Source organism: Prauserella flavalba (genome assembly GCF_003202235.1).
GTDB classification, from domain to species: domain Bacteria; phylum Actinomycetota; class Actinomycetes; order Mycobacteriales; family Pseudonocardiaceae; genus Prauserella_A; species Prauserella_A flavalba.
In genome coordinates, this window is sequence record NZ_MASU01000012.1 from 249,077 (window position 1) to 264,112 (window position 15,036).

10 protein-coding genes are annotated in these 15,036 nt (G+C 69.1%); 4 read left to right on the top strand and 6 right to left on the bottom strand.

The genetic code is table 11. The annotated features are described in order from the left end of the window. From BA062_RS26885 to BA062_RS26905, 5 genes are read right to left on the bottom strand one after another with little or no spacing between them, the layout of a single operon-like run. The gene (locus BA062_RS26885) at positions 1–1,782 is read right to left on the bottom strand and encodes an acyclic terpene utilization AtuA family protein (RefSeq protein ID WP_110341417.1); all 1,782 of its coding nucleotides are present in this window, start codon (positions 1,780–1,782) and stop codon (positions 1–3) included. Beyond that, the gene (locus BA062_RS26890) at positions 1,779–2,591 is read right to left on the bottom strand and encodes a TIGR03084 family metal-binding protein (protein ID WP_110341419.1); all 813 of its coding nucleotides are present in this window, start codon (positions 2,589–2,591) and stop codon (positions 1,779–1,781) included. Before BA062_RS26890 ends, BA062_RS26885 begins: the two co-directional genes overlap by 4 nt. Beyond that, entirely contained in the window at positions 2,591–4,597 is a 2,007-nt protein-coding gene (locus BA062_RS26895; protein WP_110341421.1) for an ATP-binding protein, read from the bottom strand. The genes BA062_RS26890 and BA062_RS26895 overlap by 1 nt, the downstream gene beginning before the upstream one ends. Next, a complete protein-coding gene (locus tag BA062_RS26900) occupies positions 4,597–6,195 on the bottom strand; it encodes an acyl-CoA carboxylase subunit beta (protein WP_009156887.1) in 1,599 nt (532 codons plus the stop codon). The genes BA062_RS26895 and BA062_RS26900 overlap by 1 nt, the downstream gene beginning before the upstream one ends. A 33-nt stretch (positions 6,196–6,228) precedes the next feature. Then, the gene (locus BA062_RS26905; RefSeq protein WP_110341423.1) at positions 6,229–7,383 is read right to left on the bottom strand and encodes an acyl-CoA dehydrogenase family protein; all 1,155 of its coding nucleotides are present in this window, start codon (positions 7,381–7,383) and stop codon (positions 6,229–6,231) included. 695 nt (positions 7,384–8,078) lie between these two features. On the opposite strand from BA062_RS26905, the gene BA062_RS26910 reads away from it, so the two are divergent. The 3 genes from BA062_RS26910 to BA062_RS26920 are packed head-to-tail and all read left to right on the top strand — an operon-like array spanning position 8,079 to position 10,578. Beyond that, positions 8,079–9,176 carry a thiolase family protein gene (locus tag BA062_RS26910; RefSeq protein WP_198285911.1) on the top strand — a complete coding sequence of 366 codons (1,098 nt, stop codon included), beginning with the start codon at positions 8,079–8,081 and terminating at the stop codon, positions 9,174–9,176. Beyond that, positions 9,173–9,583 carry a Zn-ribbon domain-containing OB-fold protein gene (locus BA062_RS26915; RefSeq protein WP_009156890.1) on the top strand — a complete coding sequence of 137 codons (411 nt, stop codon included), beginning with the start codon at positions 9,173–9,175 and terminating at the stop codon, positions 9,581–9,583. The genes BA062_RS26910 and BA062_RS26915 overlap by 4 nt, the downstream gene beginning before the upstream one ends. Continuing rightward, positions 9,580–10,578, top strand: a complete 999-nt coding sequence (locus BA062_RS26920; protein WP_110341425.1) for an FAS1-like dehydratase domain-containing protein — start codon at positions 9,580–9,582, stop codon at positions 10,576–10,578. The genes BA062_RS26915 and BA062_RS26920 overlap by 4 nt, the downstream gene beginning before the upstream one ends. A 464-nt stretch (positions 10,579–11,042) precedes the next feature. Here BA062_RS26920 and BA062_RS26925 read toward each other — a convergent pair whose 3' ends face one another. Next, complete coding sequence (locus tag BA062_RS26925) at positions 11,043–11,633, bottom strand: TetR/AcrR family transcriptional regulator (protein WP_009156892.1); 591 nt, start codon at positions 11,631–11,633, stop codon at positions 11,043–11,045. Positions 11,634–13,426: 1,793 nt separating this feature from the next. On the opposite strand from BA062_RS26925, the gene BA062_RS26930 reads away from it, so the two are divergent. Further along, complete coding sequence (locus tag BA062_RS26930; RefSeq protein WP_110341427.1) at positions 13,427–15,028, top strand: AMP-binding protein; 1,602 nt, start codon at positions 13,427–13,429, stop codon at positions 15,026–15,028. The last annotated feature ends 8 nt before the right edge of the window (positions 15,029–15,036 follow it).

Below are 15,036 nucleotides of genomic sequence, written 5' to 3' on the forward strand. Positions count from 1 at the left end.
TCAGCACGGCGGTGCGTCCTCCTCGAGTACGGTGATGGGGATCGGCACGTGGCGGGAGCGCAGGTACTCGCCGAGCCCCTTCGCCTGTGGGTCGGGCCGTACCGAGGCGGCCACGCCCTCGCCGAGCAGGCCGACCAGCACGAAGTTCAGCGCCCGCAGGTTCGGCAGCTCGTGGCGGTGGATGGTCAGCGGCGAAGCCTCGGGGATCAGGGTCCGCAGCCGGTCGACGGTGAGGTAGTCGCGTAGCCAGGCGTACGCGGTGTCGGTGCGGACCCATACGCCGACGTTGGCGTTGCCGCCCTTGTCACCCGACCGCGCCGCGCAGACCCGCCCCAGTGGGACTATCCGGGTGGGTGCCTGCACTGTCACCGTGGATGGATCGGGCGGGGGGACGCGCTGGCCGGTGGCTGGGGCGTGCTCGCCGCGGACGATCGTTCGGGTCGTGCCGTCGGGGAGCACAACCCGTTGTTCGATCAGGTCGGCGGGGATGAGGGTGGGCCAGTACACGCCGTAGGCGCTCTCGGCGGTGGGCGGGGTCGTGGTATGCAGCCCGGCGGGCCCGGCGAGGATGACCTCCATGGCCGCGCCGGAGAAGGCCCGCCCGACCTTGCGCGCGTCCGGGTCTTTGACGGTGATCCGCAGGTGGGCGGTGGCTTCCTCGTTGGTCGGGGCATCGTCGGTGTCGAACCGCATCAGGCGCACGTCGGTTTCGGCGAAGGTGTCCTTGCCGCCGAGGATGTCGAACAGCAGTCCTTCGGTCCAGGCGGCCTTGTCCTCGATGTCGAGGCCGGTCAGGACGAACGTCATGGTGTTGCGGTAGCCGCCGACGTAGTTCATGGCGACCTTCGCCCTGTCCGGCGGCGCGCTGCCTCGCACGTCCGACACGCTGATGCGGTCGGGCCGCTGTTGGGTCAGGGTGATGGTGTCGAAGTGCGCTACCACGTCGGGGTTGGGGTAGGCGGGTTCGGCGATCTCGTATAGCAGCTGGGCGGTGACCGTGCCCACCGACACCATGCCTCCGGTATTCGGATGCTTGGTGATGACGCTGGACCCGTCGGCGGCGATTTCGGCGATGGGGAAGCCGGGATAGCGGCGGTCGGTCACCTCGTGCGGCCAGGAGTAGTTGCCGCCGGTCGCCTGGGGGCCGCACTCGATGATGTGCCCGGCGACGACCGCGCCAGCCAGGACATCGTAGTCGGTCCGGGCCCAGCCGTGCCACCACGCGGCCGGGCCGGTGACCAGGGAGGCGTCGGTGACCCGGGGGCACACGACGATGTCGGCGCCAGCGGCCAGGGCTTCGGTGATACCCCAGCCGCCCAGGTAGGCGTTGGCCGTGACGGGTTTGACGCCGGCGTCGGCGAGGGGCTTGCCGGTGTCCAGGTGCGCCAGCGAGTGCCCCTGGTCGAGGAGGTCGTCGATCCTGTTCGTGAGGTCGTCGCCCTCGATATAGGCGATCCGCGGTGACAGTCCGAGGCGCTCGGCCAGCTCGGTGAGCCGCTCGGCGAGGCCGGCCGGGTTCAATCCGCCCGCGTTGGTCACTACCCGGATCCCGCGGTCGAGGCAGGTGCCCAGCACCTGCTCCATCTGCGTGACAAACGTCTGGGCATACCCGGCGCCGGGATCCTTCTGCTTGGCTTTCCACAGGATCAACATGGTGAGCTCGGCCAGGTAGTCGCCGGTGAGCACGTCGACCGGGCCGCCGTCGACCATCTCCCTGGCCGCGGCGACGCGGTCGCCGTAGAAGCCGGAACAGTTGCCGATCCGCACGGCACGGGAATTCATCGGACCGTCTTCTCCTTCCTGGCGAACTCACCTGGCGCACGCCCCGGCCCCGGTGGGCCGGCGAAGGCCTGGGCGATGGACATCCACTCGGCCGCCACCGGCCCGCTGATCTTCAGCGCGGTGTCGGCGACGTGCCGCCGCTGGGTCACGACGAGGCAGAAGTCCAACGCGGGCCCGGACACGATGTCCCGCGCTCGCGGCGGCCCCCACGTCCAGGTCGCACCATCGGGACTCGACAGGTCGACGCGGACCGGGTCGGCGGGAACCGGCTTCCCGTGCCGCCCGAACGCGAACCCAAAGGTGCGCACCCCCAGATGTGCGATGTGCCGCAACCGCGCGGTCGGAGTGCGCTCGACACCGAGGGCGTCGGCGATGTCCTGGCCGTGCGCCCACGTCTCCATCAGCCGGGCTGTGATCGAGGACGCGAGGCTCATCTCCGGCCCATACCACGGCACCCGGAGCTTCGGGTCCAGTCCGGACGCCGTGTCGACCAGGCGCCGGCGCGCGTCGCGGAACCAGGTCGACAGCTCCGCCGGCGGCAGCCCCCGATGCCGCTGGGCTACCTCGTCGGCGAACGCCGGGTTTCGCGACACCTGCTTGGCCTCCACCGCGCGGAAGCGGTCGGGATCGACTGCGGCCCGAGTGGCCGCCTCGTCGAAGTAGGCCAGATGGCTGACCTGGTCGCGGATCGCCCACCCCGGCGCGGGGGTCGGCGCGTCCCAGGTGGCGTGGCTCAGCCCGGTCAGCATGTCCTCGACCACTCGGGTTTCGGCCTGGAGGTCGGCGAGCAACTCGGCGAAGGCGACCATCAATCCATCCGTTCCTCGACGACCGCGAGCACCGAGCCCGTATCGACGGCCTGTCCCATCGCGACGTTCACCGAGGCGACCGTGCCGTCATGGGGGGCCGCCACCGTGTGCTCCATCTTCATGGCCTCCAGCACGAGGATCGGGGTACCGGCCGTGACCTCCTGCCCGAGCTCGACCGCCACGCGCACGACCGTCCCCGGCATCGGCGCGAGCAGCGACCCCGGTTCCCGGACCGCGGTGGGGTCGGGAAACCGGGCCTTCTCGGTGAGCCGGGTGCTTTCCAGCGCGCTGTCGACGTAGGCTTCGTCGCCGTAGCGGCTCACCGACATCGCGCACCGAGTACCGCCGACGGCGATGTCCACTCGGTCCGGCGCCAGCGTGAAGGCGTGGACGGCGCCCAGCGCCTGCCCGGCCACGCTCCCGGTCACCTCACCGTCCCGGATCCGGTACGTCACGTCGATGTCCTCGCCGTCGGCGACGAAGGCCACCCGCTGCGGGCCGTTGTCCACGTTGCGCCAGCCGGATGGGACGGTGGCCAGCGCCCGTGCCCTCGCCCTGCGTTCGGCCTGTCCGGCCAGCGCCGCCGCGAGCGCATGCGTCGACACTGCCTGCGGGTCACGCCAGCAGCGTTCCACCTCGACCGGGTCGTGCCTGCTCAGGTAGCCAGTGTCGATCGCGCCCGAGCGGAACTCGTCCTCGCGCAGGATGCCGATGAGCAAGTCCCGGTTGGTGACGACACCGTGCAATCTGCTGTCCGCGAGGGTCCGGGCCAGTGTCCGGATCGCTTCGTCTCGGGTGCGGCCGTGCGCGATCACTTTCGCCAGCATGGGGTCGTAGTGCGGGCTCACCACGGAACCGTCCGCCACGCCCGCGTCGACCCGGACACCGGGCAGGCGGGGAATGTCGAAGCGGTGCAGCGTGCCGGTGGCGGGTAGGAAACCGGCGGCGGTGTCCTCGGCGTACAGCCGGGCCTCCACGGCGTGTCCGGAGATGGTCGCCTCCAGCGCCTCCTGCGGCAACGGCGCGCCCTCAGCGACAAGGAGCTGCAGCCGCACCAGGTCCAGTCCGGTCACCAGCTCGGTCACCGGATGCTCCACCTGCAGCCGGGTGTTGACCTCGAGGAAGTAGAACTGGCCGCTGGAATCGAGGACGAACTCGACGGTGCCGGCGCCGACGTAGCCGATCGCCTTGCCGGCGGCGACGGCGGCCTGGCCCAGTTCGGCGCGCAGCCGATCGTCGACCGCGGGGGACGGCGCCTCTTCGAGGATCTTCTGGTAGCGCCGCTGGATGGAGCATTCGCGCTCGAACAGGTCCACCACGGTGCCGTGCCGGTCGCCGAAGATCTGCACCTCGATGTGGCGGGGAGAGTCGACGTAGCGTTCGAGGAACACGGTCGCGTTGCCGAACGCCGAGGCGGCCTCGCGCCTGGCGGAGGTGACCGCGTCGGCCAGCCCGGCTTTGGCCTCGACCACCCGCATGCCGCGGCCGCCACCGCCGTAGGCGGCCTTGACCAGGACGGGGTAGCCGATCTCGGCGGCCACCTGAGCCTCGAGCGAGCGCGGGTCGACCTCCTCGTCGTCGATCACGATTCCGGGCAGCACCGGCACACCCGCGTGGGCCATGAGTTCCTTGGCCGCGGTCTTCGAGCCCATCGCCTCGATCGCGGCCGGCGGCGGCCCGACGAACACCAGTCCCGCGTCCTCGCACGCTCTGGCGAACCCCGCGTTCTCCGACAGGAAGCCATAGCCGGGATGAACGGCGTCCGCCCCGGTCCGCCGGGCCGCGTCCAGCAGCAGGTCGGCACGCAGATACGTGTCGGCCGGCGCCACGCCCGGCAGATGCACGGACTGATCGGCCTCCGCGACGAAGGGGGCGTGCGCGTCCGCGTCGGAGAACACCGCCACCGTGCCGATGTCGAGCTCACGGGCCGTGCGCATCACCCGGGAGGCGATCTCACCCCGGTTGGCCACCAGCAGCTTGTTGATCCTGGACACCGTCGACTCCATCACATCCGGAACACGCCGAAACCGCGCCGTCCCGCCACCTCCTGGGAATGCGCCGCGGACAACGCGATACCCAGCACCGTGCGGGTCTGCCGCGGGTCGATCACCCCGTCGTCGTAGAGCCGGGCGGACATGAAGAAGGCATGCGACTCGCGCTCGATCTGCGCCTCGATGGCGCGCCGCTGCTTCTCGTCGGCCTCGACGTCGAACGGCTTGCCCGCGGCTTCGGCGGCCTGACGGCCCACGATCGAGAGCACGCCCGCCAGTTGCTGCGGCCCCATCACCGCGCACTTGGCGTTGACCCAGCTGAAGACGAAGCGGGGATCGTAGGCACGGCCCGACATGCCGTAGTTGCCCGCTCCGAACGACGCCCCGATGTTAATCGTGATGTGCGGGACCGTGCTGTTGGTCACCGCGTTGATCATCTTGGCGCCGTCCTTGATGATCCCCCCCTGCTCGTACCGGGTGCCGACCATGTAGCCAGTGGTGTTCTGCAGGAAGATCAACGGAGTGCTGGACTGGTTCGCCAGCAGGATGAACTCGCTGGCCTTCTCGGACTCCTCGGAGAACAGCACGCCGCGCGCGTTGGCCAGGACCCCGACCGGATAACCGTGGATCGAGGCCCACCCGGTGACCAGGCTGGTGCCATAGCGCGCCTTGTACTCCCCGAACCGGGAACCATCCACAACCCTGGCCAGGACCTCCCGAGGGTCGAACGGCACCCGGAAGTCGGCCGAGGCGACACCAAGCAGCTCCTCCGGGTCGTAGCGCGGCTCATCAGGCAGCTCCGTCGGCGGCGGCCCCAACTTGCGCCAGTTGGTCTCGGCCACTATCTGCCTGCCGATCCGGATACAGTCCAGCTCGTCCACGGCGAAATGATCCGCCAGCCCGGACACCCGCGCGTGCATGTCCGCCCCACCGAGCTCCTCGTCGTCGGCCTCCTCCCCGGTGGCCATCTTCACCAGCGGCGGCCCACCGAGAAACACCTTCGCCTGGCGATCGACCAGCACAGCATAGTCACACATGCCCGGCACGTACGCCCCACCGGCGGTGGAGTTGCCGAACACCAGCGCGACGGTCGGCACCCCCATCGCGGACAGCTCGGTGAGGTCGTGGAAGATCTTGCCTGCGGGGACGAACAGCTCGGCCTGCGTCGGCAGGTCGGCACCCCCGGACTCGACCAGATTGATCACCGGCAACCGGTTGCGGCGCGCGATCTCCAGCGCTCGGAGCGTCTTGCGCAGCGAGTACGGGTTCATCGCCCCGCCGCGCACCGTCGGGTCGTGGGCGATGATCATACATTCGACGTCCGAGACGACGCCGACGCCGGTGACCACGCTGGCGCCCACCAGGAAGTCGGTGCCCCACGCGGCCAGCGGCGACAACTCGAGAAACGGCGCGTCGCGGTCAACCAGTAGCTCGATCCGCTCCCGCACCGGCAACCGTCCCCGCTTGCGATGCCGCTCGAGGTACTTCGGGCCGCCTCCCGCACGAACGATCTCCAGCTGCTCGTCGAGTTCGGCCAGCGCGGCGAGATTGGCCTTCCGGTTGAGCAGGTAGGTCTCGCTGGCCGTGTCGAGCGTTGATTTCAGCACCGGCATGCTTCTTCCCGCTTTCGATCGCGTCCGCGCCGGTCAGTACGACTTCGGCAGGCCCAGACCGTGCTGGGCCACGTAGTTGAGGATCATCTCCCGGCTGATCGGCGCGGTCCGCATCAACCGCAACGGCCCCCACAACGTGGCCAGCCCGTACTCGGTGGACATCCCGTTGCCGCCGTGGGTCTGAATCGCCTGGTCCAGCGCCGTCAATCCGGCCTCAGCGGCGGCGTACTTCGCCATGTTCGCCGCCTCACCAGACGCGGGGTCGCCCTCGTCGTGCAACCAGGCGGCCTGCCGGGTCATCAGCCGAGCCAGCTCGACCTGGATCTTGGCGTTCGCCAGCGGGTGGGCAACGCCCTGGTGCGACCCGATCGGCACCCCCCACACATTCCGCTCGCGGGCGTACTCGGACGCCTTGGTCAGGCCATAGCGCGCGATCCCGTTCGCCAGCGCCGCACCCATGATCCGCTCCGGGTTCAGCCCCATGAACACCTGCTTGAGGCCTTCCCCCTCAACGCCGATCAGGTTCTCCGCAGGCACCCGCACATCGTCGAAGAACAACGTGAACTGCGTCTCCGGCGCGGTGACCTCCACCGGGATCGCGGTTCGCTCCAGCCCCGGCGCGTCGGTCGGCACGATCAGCAGACTGAGCCTGCCACGTCCGGACGCGTCGGTACCCGTGCGGGTCACCACCAGGACGGCCTCCGCCTCGTCCACCCCCGAGATGTAGTACTTGGTTCCGCGCAGCACGTAGTCGCCGCCGTCCCGGGTCGCCGCTGTAGAAATGTTGTGTGAATTCGACCCGGCGTCCGGCTCGGTGATCGCGAACGCCATGATCGTCTCACCGCTGGCGATGCCGGGCAGCCACCGCTTGCGCTGCTCGTCCGTGCCATGCGCCTGAATGATCGTGCCGCAGATCGCCGGCGAGACCACCATCATCAACAGCGGACAGCCCGCAGCGGCGAGTTCCTCGCTCACCAGTTGCAGCTCGTAGACGCCACCCCCGCCGCCGCCATGGGCCTCATCGATGTTCACCCCGAGAAAGCCCTGCCGTCCCACGGCCTGCCAGAGTTCGGTGCTCTTCTGGCCCGACTTCGCCCGCTCCACGAAGTACTCGTGGCCGAACGAGGCGGCGAGCTTGGACACCGCCTCGCGAAGTGCGCGCTGCTCGTCGGTCTCCCGAAAGTCCACCTTGGCTCTCCTCCACTCCGATGCCCTTCGCCGCACGAAGCACCTCTTCAGCGCTCCCGCAAGTCGAATCGCACCGACAACCTGTCGGCGGACTCACCCACCGTCCGGACGCTTGACCAAATCTCGTGGCACCTCATGACGTTCCGGCCACACCCGGCGGCTGTGACACATCCGCCGAGTGTGCGCCATCACCTCTGAGCCTTCCCACGCTCCGTTAATCATGGTTAACATACTTGGAGAGAGGCGCCAACCACAACCCCCGCCGGCACGCGTGCCGCGCGCCGGTGGCAGTGGGCTGAGATGTCTAACACCAGCCGGGATCCCCGAACGCGCCGGTTGACAGGGATTGACAGAAGGAGAGGCGTGCGCGTCGAACAGCGAGAACCAATCACCAGACGAAGGGAACCCCGTCCCCAGGCGCCCCCTGGTGCCACTGTGGACGAATCCGAACCCAAGGACCGGCCAAGGAGCCGGGCGCGAAGGGCCAATCCTGACCGCCACCGTGACCCGGACACGGGCACTCCGAGTTCTCTTGTTGTTGACGATCCAAGGTGGTCCTGGCGATCACTGGGTCCTGGCCGAACCGGTGACATGCGAGGCGCACCATGAGGTCACCAGCACTGTCCGGCAGCCCCGCTATCGCGGCGGTCGAAGAGCTTCCGCCCGGGCGCTATCCTGACTACGACGGAGCGGCGATGCAGGAACTCGTCCTGCGCCACTTCGTGACCAACTCCGGGATCGGGCCGAACGCCGTGGACGGGCTGCTGGTCTGCCCTGCCGGCATGGCGGGCGGACAGGGCGCCGACGTCTTCAACCACGAGCGGATCAACGACGCGCTGGGCATCCGACCGCGGTTCTGCGAAACGATCAACGTGGGCGGCGCCACCTACACCGTCATGCTCACCCGCGCGGCGACGGCCATCAGGGCGGGGCTGGCGGACGCAGTGTTGTGCGTGGGCGCGGGCAAGTTCCCCAAGGTCGGCGCCGGCGGTGCCGACCTGATGGCCCGCATGATCAGCCACCCGGACTTCGAGTACCCCTACGGCAGCTTCATCCCCGCCCTCTACGCCCTGGCCGCCACCCGGCACATGGCTGAGCGGGGCACCCCGCGGGAAGCGCTGGCCGCGGTCGCGGTCACCAGCCGGGAGTGGGCGCTGCGCCACCCTGACGCGCTGATGCGACCGGCGGGCCCGCTGACCATCGAGCAGGTTCTCGACTCACGGCCGATCGCCTCGCCGTTTCACCTCCTGGACTGCTCGGTGCCGTGCGAAGGGGGCGCGGCGTTCCTGGTGATGCGCGGCGAGCTGGCACGTGAGCTCACCCAGCAGCCCGCCTACCTACTCGGCTTCGGGGAGCACCACGACCACGGCAACATCAGCCACGCCAGCGACTTCGCCACCATGGGCGCGGGCGTCTCGGCCCGCACCGCGTTCGCCATGGCTGGCCTCGCCCCGTCGGACGTGGACATCGCCCAGCTCTACGACGCCTTCAGCATCAACCCGATCCTGCTGTTGGAGGAGACCGGCCTCGCCGAGCCCGGCAAGGGTGGCCACTTCTACCTGAACGGTGCGGCCGCGCCGGACGGGGTCCTTCCGGTCAACACCTACGGCGGACTGCTGTCCTTCGGACACACTGGAGACGCCTCCGGTATGTCGATGCTGATCGAGGGCGCCCGCCAGGTGATGGGCCAGGCGGGAGACCGGCAGGTCGAGGCGGACATCGCCCTGGTCCACACCTACGGCGGAATGATGGCCGACCACTCCACCGTGCTCCTGGGAAGGACCGCACGATGACCACCACCGCACCCGTTCCCACCCTGTACGAGGACACCGCACCCTACTGGCGTGCGGCCGTCGAGGGCCGGTTCGCACTACCTCGGTGCCGCGCGTGCCGCAGGTTCCACCACCACCCGCGAGCATGGTGTCCCTACTGCTGGTGCACCGACCTCGAATGGGCGGAGCCCTCCGGCCGCGGCATCGTGCTGACCTACACGACCGTGCACCAGCCACCGTCCCCCGCGTTCACCGCACCCTACGTGCTGGCCGTGATCGAACTGGCGGAAGGACCTCGGATGATGGCCAACGTCGTCGACTGCGCCCCGGACACGGTCCGCGTTGGCACCCCGGTCCAGGTCACGTTCGAACCACGCGGAGACGTCGCGATCCCGCAGTTCCGGCCGCGGGAGGAGACACCCTCATGACCGTCAACTACGCCGACGCGCTCAACTACGTGGTCACCGGGTCGCACGCCGAAGCGCAGGCCTGGATCGGCCACGAGGTCACCACCGAGGCGCCGTTTCCGGTCAACGAAGCGCAGATCGCGTACTTCTGCGCCCTCGTCGAGGACGCCGACGAGAACCACTGGGACGCCGACGCCGCGGGGAGGCGGTACGGGGCGCTGATCTCGCCGCCCGGAATGCTCATGGTCTGGGCGTTCCCGCTGCCGTGGAACCCGTGGGGCAGACCGGAGCACGCGCCGATCCTCGCCCTCGACGTGCCGCTGCCCGGCACCACGCTGATCAACGTCTCCACCGACACCCGGTTCCTCGCCCCGATGCGAGTCGGCGACCGGCTCACCTTCAGCGAGCGCGTGGAGTCCGTCTCCGCGGAGAAGCACACCGCGCTGGGCGTGGGCCACTTTGTCACCACACGGTCCGCATGCCGGAACCAGGAAGGCACGCTGGTCGCCACCAACGACAACGTGCTCTTCCGCTACCGCGCCTCCGACGCCAAGCCGCCCACGCGGCAGGCTGCCCCGGCCGCGGCTGACCCGGCGGACGCGGTCGAGGTTCTCCCCGAGGTGCGGATGCCGGTGACAGTCACCCGGTGCGTGCTCGACGCCGCGGCCACCCGCGACTTCTTCCGCGGCCACCACGACCACGCCTACGCGCGAGAACAGGGCGCCCGCGACGTCTACCTCAACACCATGTTTCTCCACGGCTTCGTCGACCGCGTCGGCAAGGCCTGGGCGGGCCCGGACGCCTGGCTAGCGCGCAGGCGGCTGCAGATGATCGCGCCGGTCTGCGCCGGCGACACCCTGCGCACCGACGGCCGCGTGCTCTCCATCGACGACACAGCGCAGCCCCGCCAGGCGACGCTAGCGATCGACTGCCACACCGAGCACGGCCTGGCCGCCCGATCCACCCTCGTCTTCAACCTCGACCAGCTACCCGGTCACGTCACGACCAGCCGATGACACACCTCGTCTCCGACTCCCTGCTTGCCGCTACCGCGCCAACGGTCGCGGTAGTCTCAAACCGCGTGACGCGACCTGCTCGCCCGTCCGGGAACCACGCACCAGCCAAGTCACTTCTAGGCGTGGCCCCATGGCGGTGACCCCACCATCGGCGTTGGCCCGGTCCAGGTCCGCGGAAACCTCCCGCTGCCAGGCCAACGCCACCGACGCGACCGCACTGCGTTCGACCGTCAACACCAACTTCACGGAATCAAGCGTCCAGCCGCATCGAGTCCGGAGTGGACATCTCCGCGTACGTCGTCGAATTCGCCACCGGAGGCCCAGCGCCGGTTCCCAGCCGAGGGCGACACCGACCGACATGGCCACCGCACGACCCGCGGCCGCGCCACGCACTGGCCACGGCGAACCGGACCCATGGTTTGGTTGTGCTGGAGGCTTGCCGCAGGACGGCCTGTGTCCGGGGGTCAGCCGCCGTTGAGCACCGAGCGGGCGCATTCGGCGAGCAGTTCGCGCAGCCTCGGTTCGGGGAGACCGACGCGGTGGAACAGCGTCGACTGGATAGCACCGATGGCCGCGTGCACGATGGTGCGGGCCTCGGTATCGGTGAGTTCCGGGCGCAGCTCCATCAGGACGTGTACCCACTCTTCGAGGTAGAGCCGCTGCTTGCGGCGTAGCCGGCGGCGGTCTTCCTCGGGAAGATTATGGATCTCGTTGTGGTAGACCTGGGCCAGTTCCCGATCGCGCACCACGAATTCGACCTGGCCGGCAATCAACTTGTCCAGGGTTTCCCGAAGGTCGGCGGTGCCAGCTACGATGCCCTGCTCTTCACGCACCAGCCCGTCGATCACCCGGTCGAACAGCGCCACCAGCACGGCAGACTTGCTGTCGAAGTGCCGGTAGATGCCGGCGCCGGTGATGCCGGCCACGGCGCCGATGTCGGCCATGGACACGGCGTGGTAGCCGTGGCGGGCTACCAGGTCGGCGGCGGCGGCGAGGATGCGTTCCTTGCGCGCGGGATCACGGGTCCGCAGTGGTGCCTCGGCCTCGCTGCTCACTTGGAGCCCCTTCCTTCATCCCGTTGCTTGGCCGCCGTCGCGATGGGAACTTGTTCCCGCCACGCGGCCAGACAGGAGAATGCGACAGCGCGCATCCCAGGCGAGGGTGCGGCACCCATCAGCGCCCCGCTCCTCTTGAAGCGGGCTTGGCCGCGACGGCCACGAGTTCTTCCTGGGCGTCCCGGCAGCGATGCCTCGGGCTTCCCAGCTCTGCCTCGCCGTGGCGCAGGCGTCCCAGCGGGGACTCGGCCATCAGACGCATAGTTCCTCCTGGCGGCCAGCACGGACGGCGGTGCGTTCGCGAGGATGCGCTCGGCCGGTCGTTGCACCGCTCTCCGCGAGTCGGGGTGACGGCGCTACCGCGTTCAGCAGTCCAACCTGGTATGCCCGGCCAGCGTCAATTGGGTCGCAGATGAGCAGAAGCCGCATGGCTATGCGCGGCGAAACAAGGCGGGGCAGCGGCACGACCCACGGTTTGTACCCCTGACCACCTTGACCCCGGTGACCGCGAACCGTGCGGTGTCGGCGGCCACGCACAGGTCGCAGCACTGCGCGAGCACGAACCCACCAGGGTTCGCGACGACGTTGCCCGGCGGCGATCGTCGGCGTGGCCACCTCGATGTCGCCGCCGTACTGGGACACGAAGTCAAGTGGTAGCACGGTAAGCGCGGTATCGGCCAGTTCCTTCCGGCTGCTACCGGCGCGGACTGCCCGGCCGCCCACGCCGGCCAGCACCAGCACGTTCGCATCACCGTCGAACCTGTACACGCCCGCACACGGCCAACCGCGCCCTGCCTCGTTCAACACGATGCGGGGTTTCCGGCGGTTGATGGTCAACCAAGCCACTGGCCCACTTTGTGGGTAGCTCACCTCGATCGCCGATGCCCCATCACTGTGTCGATCGTGTGACGGGTCGCGGAGCGGGCGGCGAGGTCGCGGAGGATTCATGCCGGCGTGCAGGCGGACCGACACGCCCGCGTTGTCGGACTCCGCCGGGTCGACCGCAGGCCGTCCCGGTACGGATACGCGGCGACGGGCGACTGCCCTGGGACCGGACGTCAGATCCAGCGGCGTCTCATGCCTCGCCCGTGCCAGCGGCCGACCTCGACGGTGAGGCCGATCGGCGGCCGCGGCGACATCGTGGGTGCGGGGGCGCCCGGTCGTGTACCGCCGACGCCTCTCGCTCGAGGCATCCGCCCCTCTCGGCGTCTGCATGTCCCTCTCGCCTCCACATCCGTTTGCTGAGCGTCGCTCGCGATTCACTAGCTTGAACAACGGTGCGAAGCACTCCGTGCGCGCGGCCCGGCCATCTCGGCCAGGCCTGCCTCGATGCGACCAGCTTCACAACGCGGCACTCGAACAGTAGGATCCTAGTAATTCAGCTTTAACTATGTCAGCCCGGTTATCAACGGCGAAACGAGGGCAACGATGGGTAACGTGGACCTCGACCTGGACGTCACGGTCGGGCAGCACCACCCGCCCGCCGCGCACCGACGGGAACCCGTCACCGCCGGCGGCCTCGTCGTGCGCGCGACCTGGAGCCTCCCACACGACCAGCCGTCCGTCGACGGTCCTGGCGCTCACACGCACCCTGGGCCCGGGCGGCTGAACCACCGGCGAGCCGACGACCTCGGCACGCGTGTGGTGAACAGTTCGTGGGCACGCGACGAGCGGCCACGATGCCGCGGGCCTCACCCAACGAACGATTCACAACTGGCGGACGTCAGTCGCCACCTCGGCCAAGCCATCCGGTCCGCCGCGTCGCGGAGCGTGTCGAGAAGGAGAGCCAATCGATGACCGAGCAAGATCTCCAGCGGAATCTGGTGACCCGGGTGAATGTCGGCGACATGCTCACCCGCACCGCCTGGCGGCGCCCCGACCACGAGGCGGTCGTGGACGGGCCACGACGGCTGTCCTATCGCGAGTTCAACGCGGCGGTGAACCGGCTGGCGAACGCGCTGCTGCGGAACGGATACCGGCGCGGCGAGGTGCTGGCCCTGGTCAGCGGAAACAGCACGGAGTTCCTGCTGACCTACTACGCGTGCGCCAAGACCGGTGTCGTCTGTGTGCCGGTCAATCTTGCTTGGGGCCCACGGGAGACCGCCTACGTGCTCGATCACTCCCGGTCCCGGGGCGTCGTCGTGGAAAGCCAGCTTGCCGGCCTGGTGTCGGCCGCGCTGGACCAGCTCGACGACAGCGCCGTGACCGACGTGGTCGTTGCCCACGGCACCGGTGCGGCGTGGGAAGCCTCGGGCTCGGCGTCCTGGCGCGAGTTCGACGACTTCGTTGGCGCGGAAGGCGACGCGGAGCCGGAGTGTTTCGTCGAGGATCGCGACCCGGTCAGCTACCTCTACACCAGCGGCACCACCTCGGCCCCCAAGGGTGTGGTGAGCAGCCACCTCGCGGTCTATCTCGAATCACTGAACGCCCCGCTGGTTCTGGGCATCAGCGAACGGGAGCGCGCCGGGGTGATGATGCCGCTGTTCCACACCGCGCAACTCAACGGCTTCACCACCGGCCTGTTCTACATGGGGGGAACCGCGGTACTGCTGCGCACCTTCGATCCGGCGGCGTTGCTGGCCACCATCGAGTCCGAACGCCTCACCGAAATCTTCGCGCTGCCCATGATGTACCGGGCGATGATGGACCACGACGACATCGACAAACGCGATCTCTCCAGCCTGCGCTTGGCGATCTACGCCATGGCACCGATGCCCGACACCGACCTTCGCCGGGCGATCGAGGTGTTCGGATGTGAGTTCGCCCTCGGCTTCGGCCAGACCGAGATGAACCCGATCACCACGGTCTTTCCCCCCGAATACCAGCTGTCCCACGCCGGTTCGGTCGGACTACCGGTTCCCAACGTGCAGGTCGGCATCATGGACGACGACGGCCACCTGCTCCCCCAGGGCGAAACGGGCGAGATCGTCTACCGTGGCCCACACGCCATGGAGGGCTACCTGCGCAACCCCGAAGCCACGGCCGCGGCGTTCGCCCACGGTTGGTTCCACTCCGGCGACGTCGGCCGGTTCGACGCGGACGGACTGCTGTGGTTCGCCGACCGCAAGAAGGACGTCATCAAAACCGGCGGGGAGAACGTCGCCTCCATCGAGGTGGAGAAGGCACTCTACGAGGCCGAACCCCGCATCCAGGAGGTCGTCGCGGTCGGACTGCCGCACGAACGGTGGTCGGAGGCGATCACGGCGGTCGTGACCCGCAAGCCAGGCAGTGATCTAAGCGAGGAGGACGTGCTCGCCGCCGCCCGCAGTCGACTGCCCGGGTTCAAGGTGCCCAAGGCCGTCGTGTTCGTGGACGAGATGCCCCGCACCGCCACCGGAAAGATCCAGAAGAACGTCCTGCGCGATCAGTACCGGGACCACTTCCGCAACGACTAGTGCGGGGT

Bases quoted from the DNA above. Each gene is read 5' to 3' on its own strand.
- BA062_RS26895 (WP_110341421.1), bottom strand. From the start codon at position 4,597: ATGGAGTCGACGGTGTCCAGGATCAACAAGCTGCTGGTGGCCAACCGG.
- BA062_RS26910 (WP_198285911.1), top strand. From the start codon at position 8,079: ATGCAGGAACTCGTCCTGCGCCACTTCGTGACCAACTCCGGGATCGGG.
- BA062_RS26915 (WP_009156890.1), top strand. From the start codon at position 9,173: ATGACCACCACCGCACCCGTTCCCACCCTGTACGAGGACACCGCACCC.
- BA062_RS26890 (WP_110341419.1), bottom strand. From the start codon at position 2,591: ATGGTCGCCTTCGCCGAGTTGCTCGCCGACCTCCAGGCCGAAACCCGA.
- BA062_RS26930 (WP_110341427.1), top strand. From the start codon at position 13,427: ATGACCGAGCAAGATCTCCAGCGGAATCTGGTGACCCGGGTGAATGTC.
- BA062_RS26900 (WP_009156887.1), bottom strand. From the start codon at position 6,195: ATGCCGGTGCTGAAATCAACGCTCGACACGGCCAGCGAGACCTACCTG.
- BA062_RS26885 (WP_110341417.1), bottom strand. From the start codon at position 1,782: ATGAATTCCCGTGCCGTGCGGATCGGCAACTGTTCCGGCTTCTACGGC.
- BA062_RS26920 (WP_110341425.1), top strand. From the start codon at position 9,580: ATGACCGTCAACTACGCCGACGCGCTCAACTACGTGGTCACCGGGTCG.